At 65.1% G+C, this 17,362-nt stretch carries 18 protein-coding genes; 3 read left to right on the top strand and 15 right to left on the bottom strand.

The window, feature by feature from the left end; all coding sequences use genetic code 11:
- Nucleotides 1-212: 212 nt before the first annotated feature.
- The 15 genes from VT03_RS33100 to VT03_RS01710 form a co-directional block, all read right to left on the bottom strand.
- Nucleotides 213-371, bottom strand: a complete 159-nt coding sequence (locus VT03_RS33100; protein WP_156514225.1) for a hypothetical protein — start codon at nucleotides 369-371, stop codon at nucleotides 213-215.
- Nucleotides 372-455: 84 nt separating this feature from the next.
- A complete protein-coding gene (locus VT03_RS01780) occupies nucleotides 456-764 on the bottom strand; it encodes a hypothetical protein (RefSeq protein ID WP_075091395.1) in 309 nt (102 codons plus the stop codon).
- Between the two features lie 422 nt (nucleotides 765-1,186).
- Nucleotides 1,187-2,122 (bottom strand): phage head-tail joining protein, encoded by a 936-nt coding sequence (locus tag VT03_RS01770; protein WP_075091393.1) that lies wholly within the window; start codon nucleotides 2,120-2,122, stop codon nucleotides 1,187-1,189.
- A gap of 304 nt (nucleotides 2,123-2,426) precedes the next feature.
- Entirely contained in the window at nucleotides 2,427-3,920 is a 1,494-nt protein-coding gene (locus tag VT03_RS01760; protein ID WP_075091391.1) for a terminase gpA endonuclease subunit, read from the bottom strand.
- Nucleotides 3,815-4,699: a hypothetical protein gene (locus tag VT03_RS01755; RefSeq protein ID WP_075091390.1), complete on the bottom strand. Its 885-nt coding sequence runs from the start codon at nucleotides 4,697-4,699 to the stop codon at nucleotides 3,815-3,817. Before VT03_RS01755 ends, VT03_RS01760 begins: the two co-directional genes overlap by 106 nt.
- A 232-nt stretch (nucleotides 4,700-4,931) precedes the next feature.
- The gene (locus VT03_RS33095; RefSeq protein WP_156514224.1) at nucleotides 4,932-5,342 is read right to left on the bottom strand and encodes a hypothetical protein; all 411 of its coding nucleotides are present in this window, start codon (nucleotides 5,340-5,342) and stop codon (nucleotides 4,932-4,934) included.
- Nucleotides 5,343-5,815: 473 nt separating this feature from the next.
- Complete coding sequence (locus VT03_RS01750) at nucleotides 5,816-6,058, bottom strand: hypothetical protein (protein WP_075091389.1); 243 nt, start codon at nucleotides 6,056-6,058, stop codon at nucleotides 5,816-5,818.
- 131 nt (nucleotides 6,059-6,189) lie between these two features.
- Complete coding sequence (locus VT03_RS01745) at nucleotides 6,190-6,351, bottom strand: hypothetical protein (protein ID WP_156514223.1); 162 nt, start codon at nucleotides 6,349-6,351, stop codon at nucleotides 6,190-6,192.
- Nucleotides 6,352-6,397: 46 nt separating this feature from the next.
- Nucleotides 6,398-8,146, bottom strand: coding sequence for an AAA family ATPase (locus VT03_RS01740; RefSeq protein ID WP_075091387.1), 1,749 nt, complete (start codon nucleotides 8,144-8,146; stop codon nucleotides 6,398-6,400).
- 53 nt (nucleotides 8,147-8,199) lie between these two features.
- Nucleotides 8,200-8,676 carry a hypothetical protein gene (locus tag VT03_RS34040; RefSeq protein WP_075091386.1) on the bottom strand — a complete coding sequence of 159 codons (477 nt, stop codon included), beginning with the start codon at nucleotides 8,674-8,676 and terminating at the stop codon, nucleotides 8,200-8,202.
- A 90-nt stretch (nucleotides 8,677-8,766) separates the two neighbouring features.
- Nucleotides 8,767-9,048: a hypothetical protein gene (locus VT03_RS01730; RefSeq protein ID WP_075091385.1), complete on the bottom strand. Its 282-nt coding sequence runs from the start codon at nucleotides 9,046-9,048 to the stop codon at nucleotides 8,767-8,769.
- Nucleotides 9,049-9,138: 90 nt separating this feature from the next.
- Entirely contained in the window at nucleotides 9,139-9,405 is a 267-nt protein-coding gene (locus VT03_RS01725; RefSeq protein WP_075091384.1) for a hypothetical protein, read from the bottom strand.
- Nucleotides 9,398-9,652: a helix-turn-helix domain-containing protein gene (locus VT03_RS01720; RefSeq protein WP_075091383.1), complete on the bottom strand. Its 255-nt coding sequence runs from the start codon at nucleotides 9,650-9,652 to the stop codon at nucleotides 9,398-9,400. Before VT03_RS01720 ends, VT03_RS01725 begins: the two co-directional genes overlap by 8 nt.
- A 139-nt stretch (nucleotides 9,653-9,791) precedes the next feature.
- Nucleotides 9,792-10,889 carry a hypothetical protein gene (locus VT03_RS01715; RefSeq protein ID WP_156514222.1) on the bottom strand — a complete coding sequence of 366 codons (1,098 nt, stop codon included), beginning with the start codon at nucleotides 10,887-10,889 and terminating at the stop codon, nucleotides 9,792-9,794.
- Complete coding sequence (locus tag VT03_RS01710) at nucleotides 10,886-12,208, bottom strand: tyrosine-type recombinase/integrase (protein WP_156514221.1); 1,323 nt, start codon at nucleotides 12,206-12,208, stop codon at nucleotides 10,886-10,888. The genes VT03_RS01715 and VT03_RS01710 overlap by 4 nt, the downstream gene beginning before the upstream one ends.
- Nucleotides 12,209-12,435: 227 nt before the next feature.
- On the opposite strand from VT03_RS01710, the gene VT03_RS01705 reads away from it, so the two are divergent.
- The 3 genes from VT03_RS01705 to VT03_RS01695 all read left to right on the top strand — a co-directional run bounded on the left by VT03_RS01705 (nucleotide 12,436) and on the right by VT03_RS01695 (nucleotide 17,361).
- The gene (locus VT03_RS01705) at nucleotides 12,436-15,423 is read left to right on the top strand and encodes an MMPL family transporter (protein ID WP_075091380.1); all 2,988 of its coding nucleotides are present in this window, start codon (nucleotides 12,436-12,438) and stop codon (nucleotides 15,421-15,423) included.
- A 112-nt stretch (nucleotides 15,424-15,535) separates the two neighbouring features.
- Nucleotides 15,536-16,558, top strand: coding sequence for a hypothetical protein (locus VT03_RS01700; RefSeq protein WP_156514220.1), 1,023 nt, complete (start codon nucleotides 15,536-15,538; stop codon nucleotides 16,556-16,558).
- Nucleotides 16,555-17,361, top strand: coding sequence for a type III pantothenate kinase (locus tag VT03_RS01695; RefSeq protein ID WP_075091378.1), 807 nt, complete (start codon nucleotides 16,555-16,557; stop codon nucleotides 17,359-17,361). The genes VT03_RS01700 and VT03_RS01695 overlap by 4 nt, the downstream gene beginning before the upstream one ends.
- Nucleotide 17,362: the final 1 nt, after the last annotated feature.

Here is a 17,362-nt window from a genome sequence, read left to right as displayed (position 1 = left end):
GAACTCCCGCTCCGACTCCTCGTCGTGTTCAAAGACGATCGAGAGCCGAAGACGCCGTCATCCTCGTCCGCCAATCCCATGACGTACTTGCCGAGGTCCCCGTCCGGTGCTTCGTGCGAAGACTTGCTCAGGTGCAGATCACCGAGGATCTGGTCCCCGGCGACGCGGGCATTCGTGATTCGTCCGAGGAACGTCCCCCATTCCATCGCCGCTCAGGGAGGAATGGTGAACCGGGACTTCACCCCCTTCTCGGAGGCGTTGAGGGCGTCGGCAACCTGCTGGGCGAAGACGGAGTCAATCCAGGCTTCGTGCCCAAGGGCTTCCCCCTCGGTGATCAGGCTGACGCCTTCGATCAGACCGGCCTCGAACATGCCGCCGGTCGGCTGGACGCGCTGGGCTTCTGCCGCAGAGCGTCGGACCGGTCGTACTTCGGCCGCTCGCCGAGAAATTCAGGGTCATTCTGGGTCCTTCTCCACGACTTCGACCGGCTGCAGGATCGGGATCCACGACAACGGGATTCCCAGCTTTTCCGCGAACGCCTTGACGCGAGCGGCTGACCGGATGTTTTGATAGATGTCCCGCCGCACCCTTGCGCGTGACCTTCTCGGGTCGGCGAAACCCGCCATGACGGCGGACTTGTTCGCCTCGACGTCCTTGACCGGATCCCACCATGTGGAGCCGTCCGGCACCCAGTCCCAACAATCGTCGAGAGGGTGATCCCCTCCGGAACGACCAGTTCGCCCGTCGAGCTCGGACAGCTGCATCCGCCAGAGGGTCCAGGCGTTGAGCAGGCGGCGACCCGCTCCCGCTTGGGGATGCAGGCTTCGTCGTACCGGAGCCACGCGCGCGGCTGCCGTAGAAGTTGGTGAATGATTCGTCGAAGAACGAATAGGGGAGGTCCGCGGCCTTCAACGTGACCAGGACGACCAGCTTGATAAAGTTCTGGGCGTTCCCCCCGGGGAGTCGTGCTGCAGGAACTCGGCGTCTTCGTCCGTGTCGAGCTCCAGCTTGACCGGGCCGTTTCCGAAGTCGATGGCGTACTTGGGGCCGCCTGCCCCTTCCTCGTCTCCGCCGTCCTCCTCGTCCCCGGAGCCGGTGACCGGCAGCAGGGTTCCCGTCGATTCCCGGAGCTCGTCTTGATCTTGAGGCGAACAGGGACTCCGCCTTCAACTTGACCATCGAGAGGTCAATCCCTCGTAGACGTCCTGCAGGGGATTGAGAGCGGCGGCCAGTGGCGAGATGCGCGGGTCTGGTCGACGCGCTCGATGTAGCCGTGCAGCCAGACGTTCTCCGCCCGGACCCATCGCACGAACTCGGTCTGACTCTGGGACGGCTTGGGCCGGCAGAAGACGGCGTAGGCGATCGGTCGCCCGCCCTTCTTGGGATCGACCGCCACCCCGTTGACGACCTGAACCGTATCGTTCGCTTCCTGATCCCGGATCAGGTCGGACTCGATCCCCTGGATGTGGCCGGACGCCAGCTTGACCCAGAGGAAGTCTCCATCGAGGAACGCCGCCCGCTCCGTCATCGCGACGAACTCGGCGAGGCAGAATCGCCCCGAGATGTCGAAGTGTTCCGGCAGGGAGTATTTGGCGACCAGTTTCTCGAGCTGCTCGTCGAACTCGTCGTTCCCCGTCCGGGCCTGGAACCGGTGCCGCGTGACGTAGTTGACGTGAGCCCGGACCATCCAGGCGGCCAGCGAGAAGTTTCGGGCGGCATCGCGGGCGCCGCCTTGAATCCTCTTCCGCTTCGTCCCCTTCAGGACTCCATCCTCGTGACGGAGGTCCGTTGAAGGGGCGCGCCGCTTTCCATTGCCGGCGCTGTCGGCCGCGTCGTAGCCGAAACTGGATCGGCGGACGCGTTGAACAAATTGCTGTCCGGCCTGCATGGCACGCCGGGCGATGTGCAATGCGGGAGCGATCACGAAAAGCCCCCCCATGTAAATCTGGGCGGCTCGCGGTCGGCGGGTTCGTCCTTCCGACTCGGCCCGCAGTTCGATGATCCGCTTTCGGAGGTCCGCGTGGCTGGCGAACTTGATCCGGCGGCCCTGGACTTCCGTCTCCAGGGCCCCCGAGTTCAGCAGCGCCTCAAGGACAGCGATTTCTGCGGTGCGATCAGCCATGCACCAAGAATGCAGGGGCACCGCGTTCGCGGGGAGATCAGCAATCGCTCTTTCCGACGGGAAAACGGTTCATCTTGCTACCGGGTAGCAGGATGGCCGAAATCAGGTCGATTCGATCGTCCTTTCGATCCGCATCTGGGTGCAGCCCAGGCATCGTTTCCAGCGCCGAACGATGATTTGCCCGCTGTACGGCGTTCGTGTCGTGTTGGTCGTCTCGGCGGACGTACTTCCGCACTTCGCGCACTTCCCCACCGGGATAACGACCTCCTCGAATTTGGATTTGCCCGCCAAGTCGGCGCCCTCTTCAGGTGTTGAGGTAGCTGACCCGTTGACGGTTGGTTCGGCGGGCGGGTTTCTGTGGCGTCCCATCGGTTGCATCCTTAATGCCTTCGAAGCCGGCCAGGACCGCCGCAATGGTGGTCGAATCCAGCCAGTCGTTGTCGTGAACTCCGACCTTCGGTTCGTACTCGAAGCCCTTCCGGCCGGCGGCTTCGATGTAGACCCGGCGTTCCGCCGTCAGGTGGTCGGCAATCTGACGGTGATCGACTCGTTCCCCGCCGTAGAGCGTCAACGCCCCAGAGGAGCCCATGGGGAGCGCCAGCAGGCCGTGGAGCTTGGCCTTCCATCGATTCGCGTCGAACTCGACCAGGATCTCGCGCCGCTCCTGGGTGCGGGCGATCCGGGAGTTCCAGCCGTCGATCGTCCCCGGCGTCTTCGCCCACATGGACATCGGCTTGTTCTTTACCGCGAGCCCGAAGCCCTTCGTGGGAAGGACGAGGTTCGGAACTCGATAGTTCTGCGCGAACTGCTGAACCGCGTTGTACTCGTGCCCGGAGTCGACCCCGATGCGGGCGATTCGGTGCCGCTCACCGGTCTCGGTGACGAGAGGCTGATCGGCCAGATAGTCGACCAGCTGGCCGAGGGCCCAGAAGATCATCGCGTCCCCGGCCGCCTCCGCGCCGTGGACCTGGGCGTAGACGTCCTTGATGGTCGGCGTCAGTTCGGCCTTCGTGAAGAACCGCCGGCTCTGCTCAGGCCAGCAGCCGTAAGCGATGACCTGCCCGGCGAAGTGCGTCCACCACGCGCCGACCGTCCACCAGAGTCCGTAGTCCCCGACGTCGATTCCTACCGTTACCTTCTGCGTCTTGGCGGGAACGACCCAGCGACCGGCGACGGTCAGTCGTTTCGCGATCACCTCCGGCTTCGGGATCCCGCTCGCCTGATCCTCGTCCTTCGGGGCGTTCTGGTACTCGCAGTCGACCGTGTCCCAGCCGCGGTCCGCTGCCACGTTGTAGATGTGCTCCAGGGGCGACAGCTCGAGCGGCTCGCCATCCTGCCCGGGATCCGTGACGAACCGGTGGGGATTCGCCAGGACGGTCCCCTCGTGCATAACCGCCCAGTGCTCTTTGAGGTAGGCCTGCGCGGACCGGCCGTCGATGTCCTCCTCCGACCGCATCCCGTCTTGCCGGATCTCGATGTAGCGGGCCCAGTGCTTTTTCGCGTCCTCGGACTCCGGCCAGGCGATGACCTGCCGGTACCGGTCCCCGGAGTAGGACGCCTGTCGCTTGCGGTCGGTGTACTCGGCCGAGACGCAGGTCTGGTTCTGGATGGTGCAGAGGAAGACGGTCGCCATCCGCTTGTCTGGTCCGGCGAGACCGGCAACGGCCTTGTCCATGACCCGGCGGATCTTGGTCATCTTCTGCCGGCTGACCGCGGATTCCTCGTCCTCGATGTCGTCGAGCAGGGCGAAGTCCGGCCGCTGGGCCTCCTTCCGCTTTCCGCGGATCTTCCCGAACACGCCGACGGACCGAAGACGAGCCCGGAAATGTCCGACTTCCACAGCTCAAAGGCGTGACCGCACCGGAGGCACAGAAACGGACCATGGAGTTCGCCAAGCGTCTCGGCGGAGAGGCAGTTCGGGCACCAGTCGAGCCAGACCGTCGGGAAGCGGACGCCCTTCTTCGACCACTCGCCCAGCGTCTTGCGGCCGTTGACCGTCTGTCCGGCGGCGAGCTGGGGGGCCTCGGCCAGCTCCTGGACCGGGATGCAGATTTCGGGGTAGTCGGCGATCAATCGCTCGTTCACTTCGAACGGCGTCTTGATGTTGTCCATGATGTCGCTGGCGGCCTCGGCGTTGGCCGCCACGATCAGCGGGTATCGGAGCCGGCCGCGGACGAGGGCGAACTGCATCGTCCCTTCGCAGATGGCCGTTTTGCCGTCGCCGCGGGGCGCCGCGATCGCCTTCAGCCCACCGAACTGAATCCGCTCGTCGATCGACTGGATGATTCGCCGCTGGTTCGGCGTGAAGTCGTGATAGAACAGGTCGTTCCGGTACCACGCCAGCCAAGCCGCGCAGCCCTCACGCTCAAGACGTAGGCGGCGCTCCGGGTCCTGCACCGGGGGGATCGAGAGTGCCCGCTCCTCCGCCCGCTTCCGCTTCTTCCGCTGGCGGTCGCTCTCCGCCTCGGACGTCGGTTCCGGTGACGAAGATCGGCGTAGGAGGAGGGAGACCTCTTCGGTGCTCAATGAGCTCAGCAATGAGTTGAGAGACTCGAGATCCGAGGTTTGCGCGCTCATCCCGCTCCTGTTCCTGGTCCTCCAGCTGGTTCTGTCGTTCCATCGAGAGGATCACGCGGGCCGCGGCGACCTTCTCCCGCTTGTCGCCGGTCTTGAGGACCCCCCGCACCTCGCGGACGACTTCCGTTTTCAGCGTCTCAGAGACCGGCCACCGCTTCCGAATGGCCTGTTCGTAGAGCTTGAGGTCGGACCGTTTTGGTCTGCCCACAGATTCCCCCTGACCCCAAGACCGTCAGGCGGACGGACTGTGTTGATTCGCGTCGGGCAGGCTGTGCGGTTTGCCGGGTCGGCGACCAGGGAAGGACCCGTCGGGGGTGGCCGCTGATCGACCACGCACTGCCGTGCCATGCCTCGCGATTCCGTGCGTGCCATCCTCGATTATTCCGAGGTTTTTCCCTTGCGGTGCAGATCGCAGCACCCCGTCCTCGGCGAGATCGACGACCACGTTTCCGGTGCAGCGTTCCACCCTCGGCGCCCGCCCGGTTGCGTCCACCAGGATGCGGCCATTGCCATCGGTGACATACCGGTCGACCCAGCCATCGGAGCCCGACTGTGCGGCGAAGACTTTGCGCCCCATGTCCTCGCCGTCGCAGTAGACCCGATGTCCGTCGCTGTGCCCCCAGGTGTGCGATCGAAGGGTCATCCGTCCTCGCCACTCCGGGGCGCCACTGGTAGCGGTACGATGGAGCAGCGAGCACGGGCATCCGACCGCAGCCCCCTGCCAGCGCCACCAGCCACGTGAGGAACCGACGTCGCTTCAAGGTGTACCCCGTTCGCTGCGTGAGGTGGTCATGGTGCCGCGGAATGAAAGAGCCCCGCCGATGTGCTCAGGATTCAGGGGCACACACCGGCAGGGCTGGGGGGATCGGTGTGGGGAGTCGCCGCTCAACACCGGAATTGTCTTACGCGTCTGTCCCTCCACAGAGACGGGGTGAGGGTGTTTCCTGGGATTTCCTCCGAGTGCTTGTCGCCGGCGGCATGTACCAGCCCTCGTCCGTCTCCCGAAGGCGTCTTTCGAGCCCGCAGACCGGACATCGGAACCAGCGGCGCCGCATCCACTCGGCACCCCGCACCCGGCCAACTCGACGCTGCTCAAAGTCCCGCTCGGTCTTGCAATCACGGCAATGCATTCGACGTGCTGACACTGGCCTCTCCTTGGGGGGCTTCTTCCTCGGGGACGGGGTCGTTCTCGATGTGGACCAGTCGGTTCGGATCGACTGCAATCGGCTGCTCTCGCGTGGTGAACCGCTCATTGCACTTCGGGCAGGATCGGCGGCGGCGATAGATCGGGAGGCCGTTCGCCTGGAAGTGACCGCCGTAGACCACGCTCGTCGGGGTCCGGCAGTAGGGGCATTTCATCGGGGGGGCTCCTTCGGGGGTTGGACCGCGGCCGGCAGGTTCTGGCGTGGCCACAGTCGGGGCGTTTCATTGAACGAACGCGGCGCTTTCGTTGAACATGGATCCGCTGTTGAACCGGGCGTTGAAGTCGCTCAGTCCGGGGACTTCACCGGCCGATCGGTGAACCATGCGGAGATGGCCGGCCACAGAGTCGGATCCGCCAGGATGTACCGGCGGCGCTCCTCGGCCAGGAGGTGTGCCTCCCAGACGCGGCGCGCGATGAGTCGGGTGACGATCTGGGAACGGAGGGTCATGAGAGGGGCCTGCTTCAAATCAACTTTCAATGATGCTTCCACCGGGTCACTGGTTCCCGTGCGGAACGGTGTCTGACGACATGTCACCACCAGGGGTATTCCCCGCCCTTCTTTCAGAAGGGGCGGGAACCCCTAGTGGATGACCCGTTCCCGGCACCGGTGCCGGATAGTGGGAACCACTGAGCGCAAAACCGTCGTACGAGCGACCATTCTCCCGGTGGATCTTGGTGGAAACCGCCTCGCCAGCCTCGCTCATCGCTTGCAGAACCCGCCGTGCCGTCTGGTAGCGAACGCCGTGAGCGTCCTTCAGGTCGGTCAAGGTGACAGCGCCGCGAAGCGTCATGAACTTGACGACAGCGGCCTTGTGCCGATCCATCTGGCGATCCTGCCGAATCTCCTTCGCGTCGTCCGCCTGCTCTTCCTTCGCGACTTCGACCTCCTCGCGGGTCCGGACGGTCGCAGCCCATCGCCGGCCGCCCAGGTCGCTTTGCCGTCCCTCGCGGATGTCGACGCCCCAGAGTCCGCTGTGACCTTCCGAGCCACCGACGTTGAGCCAGAGGTGATGCGTTCCGCTCTCGCCGTCGTACTTGGACCGGCGCCCGATGAGCGCCCACTGCCGGGCAAACTCCGCGAACCCGGCCTGCGACATGTCCTCCATCTGCGGAGGTTCCCCAGACTCGCGGCCATTGCGCGAGGCGGTCTTGGAGAAGTGGTGAATCAGGATCAGCGTCACGCCGTCCGGAATGGCGTCCCGGAGCCGCTGGAGCTGCGAGCCCATCGTGAACAGGTTTCCCGCGCCGCTCTCGGTCCGCTCGTTCGCGAGCATCCAGTAACAGGGGTCGGCGATAATCACGTCGAAGCGACCAGCGAGGCAGAAGCGATGGAGCTCCTTCAGGTGCCCCGGCTCGCTCACCCGCGGGAGGGACTGCTCGAAAACCAGCCCGTCGAAGTCGTCGGGGACGTCGAGGTTCCGGGCTCGAATGATGCGGTCGAAGCAGGCTCGAATGGCATTCCCGCCAGACTCGCCGCTCAGGAGGGCGACGCGAGAGCGGACGGTGGGGAACTCCCCCAGAAACGGCGTACCGGTGGCGAGGGCGAGCCCAAGGTCGCAACCGATGATGGACGTCTTGAGCGACTTACTGGCACCCGCGGCGAGGCAGACCTGCCCCCGCGCGAGAAGCCCGCGGCCGTCCTCCGTCTGAACGAGGTACTGCGTCGTTGTGCGTTGCTTGAGGAACCGGCCGAGGGGAACGCCCTCGAGGCGGAACCCTCTGGGGCCGTTGCTTCCAAACTGCGAGAGGCGATCCAGAACGGCGAGGTCGCCCCCGTGCTCAACCTCGCGATGGGCGGCTTCCAGGGCCCTGAGCGCCCGCTTCCGCCTCGCCCCGTCCAGCAGGGCCCTGACGTTCGTTTCCCAGTGCCGCTCCGCGATCGAGAAGGGAACGGACACCTCTACTTCGATCCGATCCAGCCATCGCGTCAATTCCTCGCGGAGCGGGTCCGGGATCGACCGATCGGCCGCCAGGAGATGCCGGGTGACATGCGGCGGCGGCGTGAGGCCATTCTCCCCGCGGTACTTGTCGATGACTCGGAAGAGTGTGCGACCCGGCTGAGTCGAGAATTCCGCTGCGGTCAATTCGTCATCACTCTGGCCAGCAGACATCCCCGCCAGGACCAGTTCCTCCAGCTCCTCCTCGGACGTCAACCGAGGCTGGATCGGCTCCGGAGCGTCGGCCGCACAGTTCCCTTTGCGGGAGAGTCCATTCGCTGTTGCGGTTGCTCCGGAGACGACCACGAAAGCCTCAGTGCGCTGGAGGGTGAAACAGAAGGGCGAAGAGCGAGTCCGGATCAGGCGGCGGTGGCCGGTTGCTGCGTCCGAGCGAGCTCCAAACCGATCGCCTTCATCAGCTCGAAGAACGTCGGCGGCGGGATGATTGCCCCATCGTCGGCGCGGTACTTCTGCCACTCGTCCAGGGCCCTCGTCATCTGATCCATGAGCCCGCCGCAGCCTTCGGCCCGCGCCGCCTTGATGAAGCCGCGGAGGCCGTCTTTGTCCTTGCTCTCGCGGGTCATGTCGTGGAGCCAGTCCCGGCAGTAGTCGCCCGGCGACGTGGTGCATTCCCCGGTCTGGTCGTCGACGCCGTAGCGGTTCACGGGGACGCCGAGCAGATCCAGAACAAGCGGGACGATGTCAACGTGCAAGGACTCGTCGAGTCCCGGCTGCGTGGCGACGCGTTCGTTGTGCTCTTCGATGGCGTGCAGCACCTCGACGAGGAACGTGTCGACGTCGCCGGTCGGGACAACTTGGGGAGCGATCTTTTGCATGGGAACTCCAGAGAGGAAACGGGAAACGGGGAACAGCAAACGAATGCGGTTACGTCCGCCGCGGTGGGACGTCTTCAACGACCGAAGGAGTTATCCGGCGACCGAGGCCGGAGGCGCGGAGCCTTCTTCAGCGGATGGTGCGGCAGCGACCCGCGGGCGGCGGCGACTGGGGGCCTGTTCTTTCGGGGCTCCATTGTTGGCCAGCTCCAAGGCCGCCTGCAGAAACTCGATCGTTTGCGGGATGAGCTCCTTGTCGAGGGCGACGATCGAGTAACCTTCGCAGTGCTGGTCGTCCTCCTGTTTCAGGCAGACGAACCCACCTTGGGACACGTAGACTTCGACACCGGAACGCGTTGGGATTTCCCAGGACATGGCCATCTCTCCAGAGGGAATACCGCGGCCAGCCGGCGATCGACCGGCCGCTCTTACTGCCGGGCCGACGTGGACCAGCGTGCTTTGGGGTCAGCGGATCGTCATCGGGAACCGGGAAACCCGATTCGCTTTGCGAGACGACCGGCGAGGGGCAGAAACAGCAGTGGAAGGCGCGGGAGCCTCGCCGGCCTCGTAGGCAGCGACGGCGGCGGCCGTGACCTTCCACCGCTTTTTGACCGAAGTTGGCGGCGAGGTCGTGAAGGCCGAGAGCTTCCCGGCCTGGATCAGCAGAAGGATCGACGCTGGCGTGCAGCCCCAGCGTTTGGCGAGTTGTGGTGGGGTGAAGAACTCAGGCACCGGCCACCCCCGCCGACTCGGCCGTAGCATTCGCCCCTTCGCCCGCCTCGATCCAACGGCGGATATCGTCCCGGCTGAACCGGTAGTTCCCCCGGGCAAGCGTCTTTGTCGGCTTCAGGGAGCCGGAACGAACCAGTGAAGTGACCTTCTCGCGAGTCGTCTGGAGGATCCGGGCGACATCACCGGCTGTCAGCAACTGCAGCTCTGTGATTGCCTCGACGGGACTGGGAAAAGCGGAGTCGATCATATTCCCCTCGTGGTCTGTAGCGGCCAGGTCGACCGCGTGACGAGAGGCAGGATATCGCTAGCGTTTTACCTCGCCAGACGTATCAAAACGCATTAGGCCTACCCTGAGAGATTGGCCTGCTTTCGGCCTGCTTTCGGCCTCAAGTTGGCTTCGAATCGGCCTTCCGGGTTCTCTCTTCCACGTACTTGCGGGCCGTGTTCTGGATTTCCTTGGATCCACCCTTGTTGACGAAAAACCAGAGGATCTCTCGAACCATCGCTACTCCCATCCGCGATCCGGCTGGATAGGACAAGCCGTTCAGAATGGCCTTCCGCCGCTTGGCGACCGTATCAATTGTGACTTCCAGGATGTCAGCAAGTTGCGAATTGGTTAAGTCTTCGAACGCCGTGATCGGCCACGGTGGCGTTTCAGCGCCTTCTTGAGCGCAGACCCCTTCGATTGCGCCGGCCGCGCTGCCCGCTGTGGGCACGCTATCCACGAGCTCCCAGTCGAAGTAAGACAGGGACGGGCAGCACCACTGGTAGCCGGGCCGTGACCTATCGCCGTCAGGGTCAGCCCACTCCTCGCAAACCAGGTATCGATATGTGAAAAGGTTTGGAGTCTTTTCCGTATCGATCAGACTGGGGAGAGTCTCGCCATTATCCTGCTCAACAGGGTCCGCCGCCCCGAAGACGTTATCCCTGATGTGATAAAACCCGCACGACAACGTAAACTCTGGTACGGCCACGCCACCTTTCATGACCCAGGTGCCATCTAGGGCAGCAATACAAGGACTGCGGAGCGCGGTGTAAACCGCATCTCTTATCACGCTTATGAAGGCGTAATAGCAACGAAACAATATGTAGGCGGCGCTCGGTGCCGACATAGACCACAGTTCAGCGGGCGGTGTTCCGATTGGCGGACAAGTCGCCCACAGCGCTGCTTGCGAAGGCAGCTTATGCCGATTGCCAAAGCGGAACTCACTCGCGTGATCCATCCAGAATTCGTAGGACATGCCGTGAACCTCTTCGTACGGCTGCCACGTCGACCCGGTTAGTTCATAATCCCATAGCAAGTATGTACCGCGTTTCCGGAATACGTTTAAGAGCATCGAACGAATCAGATTGCGCATCCCATCGAACTCGGGACGGCTGGCTTCCAGCAGTTCCCGGGACTCCGGTCGTTCGTTCCAGGCAAACGCAAACTCTTCGTCAAATCGGCTGCATAATTTGTAGAAGGCCAATAGCTGCGGATTCACAGCGTGCCTCCCCCAAACAGCCATTCCCGAATCGTGTTCGTGACCGCCAGCAGACGATCGTCGTCAATGCCCTCGCGGTAAGCCGCGCTCATGTCCCCGAACGATGGGGCGTGTCCCATCACCCAATCCACGGCAACCTGATCTCTGCACTTCCCGCCGACTGTTTCCGTGATGTGTCTGAGGCAGTAGTAGCTCAGTCGCAGACGCTTGAGCTTGAGCAGATCCAGGACGTCGCTGAACGCCCGGCCAATGCCGTCGATGGTGTTGCCGCGCTTCGTATTGCGGACCCACCGCAGCCCGTGGAGCGTGAGGAACACGCAGTTCCGTTCTGCGGCTGACTTGGGCTTGGGGCGTACGGCCAGGGCCTCACGTAACTCTGCGACTGTCTCCGGCCAGAGCGGGATCCTTCTCTCCACCGCCGTCTTATTGCGAGGGTAATCGACCCACCCTCGGTCGAGATCAAGGTGCGTCGTCTCGAGGTTTGCGACGTCGGTCTGGCCAAACCCGCAGTTGACCCCGAGGAGGATCATCGCCCGTAGTGCGGTCGAGGAGGGGGTGCGTTTCCGGGGAACCGTTCCTGTGCCGTCCAGGTAGGCGAGCAGGTACCGGAGCTGACTGGCCTCCATGAACCGCCGGCCGTGCTCCCGTCGGTGCGCCTGATCCGCGAGCCGCACTTCCTTCGCCGTCGGCATCTTGAATACGGGCCCGTAGCGGAACGGCCGCTCAATCATCTCCGAGTCATAGGCGTACTTCAGAACGATCTTGATGTGCCGGATGTCGTTCCCGAGCGACACGACATTCAGCTTCCCCCCGCGGTTCAAGTACGCGTAGAGTCGAGTGAAGTCGGCGACGGTGATCGACGCTAGTAGCTTGTCGTCGCCGAAGAACTTCCGAAGGGTGTCGGCCGCCCGCTGGTATCTCTTGTAGGTGCGCGGCGAGCGTTTGCCGGACTTGACATCGGCTTCCTTCACGCCCAGAAAGGCCTCGCGAAGGTCGAAGATATCGGGTCCGTCATCCGCCGGCGCCGCGGGAACTGGCTGCCCCTTCTTCAGGTAGAAGATTTGGCGATCGTACTCCGCTTTCGCCGCCTCCGCCGACGCCAGCACGTCGGAGACGGGGACGATTGACGCCCCCTCTTTGACGCCCCACCGCCCGAAAAAGTGGGTCTTGCCCCGAACCTTCGCTGCCCAACGCCCGCTGCTATGGCTGTAGCAGGGAAAGGTCGGGTATGGTTTCGCAGGCTTCGCCGCTTTTACGCGAGCGCGCGAGGCCGTAGACTTGGCCACCATGGCACCTCTGCTCCAAAACTCAGGTGTCATCGTCGCCCGGTTGTTCCACCAGCCGGGCGACCTCGTTTGCAGTGTAGTGAAATTCAAGGAAAAGCAAGCGAGCGGGCGTCCACAACGGGCGTCAACGGAATCGCAAGGCGATCATGGACGACGCAAACCGCCAATCAAAACACAGTGTTGCAGGCGATCCGCTGCGGTATGCTGCTGTGGACAGGAAGTCCCCACCCCCTTCGTCTGAGTCGCCGCGTGCGGGATTTGTGCCGCGCGCCCTGAGCGCGCTCGTCGGAGTCGTGGCGTCCTATCCCCGCGTCACGCTGTTCCTCGCCGCCGCCATCGTCGTCGCCGCAGCCGGGATCACTGCTACCGGCCTCAAGTTCAAAACAAGCCGCGCCGACCTGATCGACCCCACGGCCGACTTCCACCAGCGGTGGACCCACTACGTCGAACGCTTCGGCGACCAGAACGACATCGTCGTCGTCGTCGAAGGAAACCGCCCCGCCGCCATCCGCTCCGTCCTCGATGAACTCGGAGGAAGGATCGAGGCCGACGACCGCCACTTCCGAAACACCCTCTACCGCATCGATCCCTCCTCGCTCCGGTCCAAAGGACTGCAGTACCTCTCCCCGCACTCTCTCGAAGGACTCGCCTCGCAGCTGGAGGTCTACAGCCCGGTCCTCGAAGGGAACTGGAAACGGGCGGGGCTCCAACTCTACATCCAGAACCTCAGCCACTTCCTGCGGAAAGCAGACCGCGCGGGCCGGACCGAAGACGTCCAGAACCTGCTGGGCCAGTGCCAGCTCCTCGCCAATAGCCTCGATCTCTTCTTCCGCGACCCGGGCGATCCGTCGAGCTTCGTCTCGCCGTGGCCACAACTGGTCGACGGCGGAGAGCGGCTGGCCGGTCTCGATCTCTCCGTGCGGTATCTCATGAACCGCAAGGAGACGATGGGCTTCCTCATCACGATGCCGACGATCGTGAACCAGGACTTCTCCGGCAGCTCCGCCTCGATCCGCCGCCTGCGGCAGATCGTCGACGCCGTCGGACGCGAGCACGAGTCGGCCGGCATCCGGATCGGCCTGACCGGAATCCCGATCCTCGAGAGCGACGAGATGAGCCGCTCCCAGAGGGACATGTCGTGGGCGACGCTCCTCTCTTTCGCCGGGGTCGCCGCGATCCTGCTGATCGGCTTCCGCGGGCTCCGGCATCCGATGCTGGCCATGCTGATGCTCCTGGCGGGGATCGCCTGGACGATCGGCTTCACGACCCTGGCGATCGGCCACCTCACGATTCTGACCATCTCCTTCGCGGCACTGCTCGCAGGACTCGGCATCGACTTCGCGATCCACTTCCTCTCCCGCTACCTCGCCCTCCGCCATGAGGGGAAAGACCTCATCAACGCCCTTCGGGGGACCGCCGGGACGATCGGCACCGGGATCCTGACCTGCGCGGCGACGACCGCGCTCGCCTTCGGCGCCGCCTCCTTCACGAGCTTTCTCGGGGTCGCCGAGCTCGGCGTCATCTCTGGAGCGGGGATCGTCTGCTGCGCCCTGGCGGTGTTCTTTGTCCTGCCGCCGCTCATCGCGCTAGCGGATCGAAAGCGAACCGCAACCAATCTTCCCCGTCCGCTCCAGGCCCGAGCCCTGCGGTGGGTGACGCGGGAAGTCCCCTGGCCCCTGGCCCTGGCGGGGCTGTGCGTCGCGATCGGATGTCTGGGAGCCGCGTTCGAATGGACGGGCGGACGTCCGAAGCTGCGGGTCCGGTACGATGGCAACCTGCTCCACATGCAGGCCCGCGGCGTCGAGTCGGTCGAGCTCCAGGACCGGCTGTTCCGCGAGTCCGACAGTTCGCTGCTCTACGCCGTCTCTCTCGCGTCGAATCCCGCGGAAGCCCGCCGTCTCCAGGAGCGGCTCGCGGCCCTCCCGTCGGTCGGAAAAGTCGAGGACATTCTCGACTTCCTGCCCGCCTATCCGGCGTCGGAAACGCAGCTCCTCGTCCAGGCGATCCACGCCCGCCTCTCCCGCCTGGCGCCGCTCCCGGCTCAGCTGGCGAACGTCAATCCCGGCGACATCGGCGATCAACAGCTCGAAACGCTCCACACCGCCCTCAGCTCCCGTTCCGAGCCGGCTGCCAAACAGGCGGCGGCCTCTCTCGACCGGTTCCTCGACACGTTCGCGGCGTTGCCGGTCCAGCAACAGTCGCTGCTCATCAATGGCTACCAGCAGGCGATGCTGCGGGCCCTCCATGGCCAGTTCGCCCATCTCCTGGCGATCTCGAATCCGGTCCCCGTTTCCGCGGATGAGCTCCCCGCCGGACTGCGAAGCCGCTTCCTCAGCCCGCAGGGGGACTGGCTCCTCCGCGTTTTTCCCCGCGAACAGGTGTGGGACGAGACCGCCCTGGCGACGTTTGTGGAGGAGGTCCGGTCGGTCGACGCCGAAGCGACCGGGACGCCGCTTCAGAACTACGAAGCGGCCGTGCAGATCCGGGACAGCTACCTCCACGCGGGAATCTACGCCTTCGTGGTCGTGTTCGGTGCGCTGCTGGTCGACTTCCTCCGTCCGGTCCCGCGGCTGCTGGCCCTCGCCAGCCCGCTGCTCGTCATGGGCTTCGCCTTCTGGATCCGCCGCTCCGGCCCTTCGGTCCTCGACCAGCCGGTCGTTGCCGCGGGCATGGCCCTCGCGGTGGCGGTCGCGGTCTCAGCGGTCTTCGACTTCCGGAACCTGTCGCTGGCCTGCCTGGCCCTCCTGCCGCCGGTCCTGGGCGGGGGGATGCTGCTGGGGCTGATGGCCCTCCTTCGAGTCGATTTCAATCCGGCGAACATGATCGTGCTGCCGCTGATCCTGGGGATCGGTGTCGACTACGGAGTCGTCCTCGTTCACGAGTACCGGGCCAGCGATGGACCGTTCTGCGTCGCGGGAAGCACGGTGAACGCTCTGCTGCTGACCTCGACCACCACGATGGCGGGCTTCGGCAGCATGCTGATCGCTGCCCACCAGGGACTGGTGAGCCTGGGGCTGGTTCTGCTGCTGGGAATCGTGTGCGTCCTGTTCGTGGCCCTTGTGCCGGTGTCCGCCCTCCTGACCGGGATCTCACTCACACGGCGGACGGATTCGCGTGAGAGTCCCGCCCGGATCGGCCTCCCGTCGCCCCGCCCGCCCTCGGCGTCGGCCGCAGGTCCCGGGCCGCACTTTCGCGATTGGGTCGACGCCGGGACCGTGCCGCCGGCTGCCATCGTTACCGAACGCTGATTGTTGTCGGCCAACGGGTCGCGATATGATCGACTTCCAACGGCCCCGCGTTCCTGGCGGCATGGGCGTTTCTCGCACAGCCGCTCCGTTCCCCACGAAGAAGATCGTTCCCATGTTGATTTCGACCAGGCGGGCCGCTCACGTCGGCATGGCAGGGTTCGCGCTTCTCCTCATCGGCGGTTGTGGTGGCGGAACCCCGGCGCCCGCTCCCCAGGCCGCGGCCCCCGCGGCGGCGGCGACTCCACCGGTGGCCCCGGCCCAGCCCGTGGCCACGGCTCCAACCGCAGCAGAGGTGCCGATGCCTCCCGCCGCGGCCCCCGTCACCCCTCCGCCGGCAGCCCCGATGCCGGTCAAGCTCCCTTCGATTTCCCTCGGGGCCGTGCCGACCGCTCCCTCGGCGCCCGCCGCCGCTCCCGGCGCGGACGCGGCCCCCCCGGCCGCGGCCAAGGTGGACCGCGAGGCCGTGATGGCGGCGATGCGGCCGATCCAGACCGTCCTCGGAAGCTGGGAAGGGAAGACGCAGAAGAACGTCGGCGACTTCAAAGGACTCGACACGCCGAACTGGGTGTGGGACCACAAGACGGACCGCGACCAGCCCTCGCTCGTCATGCGGTCCGAGAAGAACCGCTACTTCCGTGAGGCCAGGCTCACCTACGTTCCCGGCGTCGAAAAGTACCAGCTCACGACGACCGACGCCGACGGCCACAAGCGCGTCTTCGAAGGAACGTTCACGCTGCCGGTCGAAGAGTACCAGGGGGACGACAACCGCCCGCACAAGCGGTTCAAGCTCGAACTGACGGAACTCACGCCGGTCGATGTCCGGAACTCCTGGCAGGTGGTCCTGAACCAGCAGGACAACAACCGGTACCTCTTCGAGCTGGCCGAGAAGAAAGGGATGCGGTTCATGCGGTTCGACACCCTGGCCAATCAGCGGTCCGGGACGTCGTTCGCCATGAACGACTCCGACTACAAGGAGCGGACCTGCGTCATCTCCGGCGGACTGGGGACGACGGCGGTCACCTTCGGCGGCAAGACCTATTACGTCTGCTGTTCCGGCTGCAAGGCGGCCTTCGACGACGAGCCGGCCCGCTGGGTCGCGGAGTTTGAGGCGAAGCAGAAGAAGGCGGTCCAGTGAGCGGGGCGGTCCGGGACCTCATCGTCGTCGACTGCGGCAACACGCGGATCAAGTTCGCCCGCTTCGAAGACCGCGGAGCGGACGCCTTGCCGCAGCTCTGCGAGTTCGCCGCTCCCCTGTGCGGCGCGGCGATCGACTGGGAGGAACTCCGTGGCTGGCCGTTTCAGAGCCGACCGGTCCCGGGCTATGTCTCCGGCTCGAATCCGCCCGAGGTCGCCCGCGTTCTCCGCGAGTGGCCGGCGGACTGGCGGAAGCCGATCGAGAAATGCGATCGCCGGGAGCTGTCGATCCCGCTCCTCGTCGACTTTCCCGATCGGGTCGGGATGGACCGGGCCCTCAACGCTGTCGCGGCGCGGGCGCTCCTCTCCGCGGGACAGTCGGCGGTGATTGTCGACAGCGGGACGACGGTGACGGTCGATGTCGTCTCGGAAGCGGGGTTTCACGGCGGAGCGATCCTGCCCGGCTTCGAGCTCTCGGCCAAGGCGCTCAACGAATACACCGCGCTCCTTCCCCTGATCGAGCATCACCGGCACTACGACAGCACGCCCCCCTCGATCGGCCGGAACACCGAAGCGGCCCTCAGCAGCGGCCTCTACTGGGGGCACGTCGGGGCGGTGAAGGAACTCGTCGCTCGGGAAAGCGAAGAACTGCGGGCCGGCAGCACGGCTCCGTTCCCGCCCCCCCTCCTGATCCTGACCGGTGGAGCGGCGCGGCTCCTCATGCCGTACCTGCCGGGAGCGCGGTTCGAGCCGATGCTCGCCCTCCAGGGACTGGCCCACCTCGCGTTCCGCGAAACTGCCTGAG

The organism is Planctomyces sp. SH-PL14 (assembly GCF_001610835.1).
GTDB lineage: Bacteria > Planctomycetota > Planctomycetia > Planctomycetales > Planctomycetaceae > Planctomyces_A.
The sequence above is the reverse complement of the archived record's forward strand: the minus strand, read 5'-3'. Positions and strand labels throughout refer to the sequence as shown.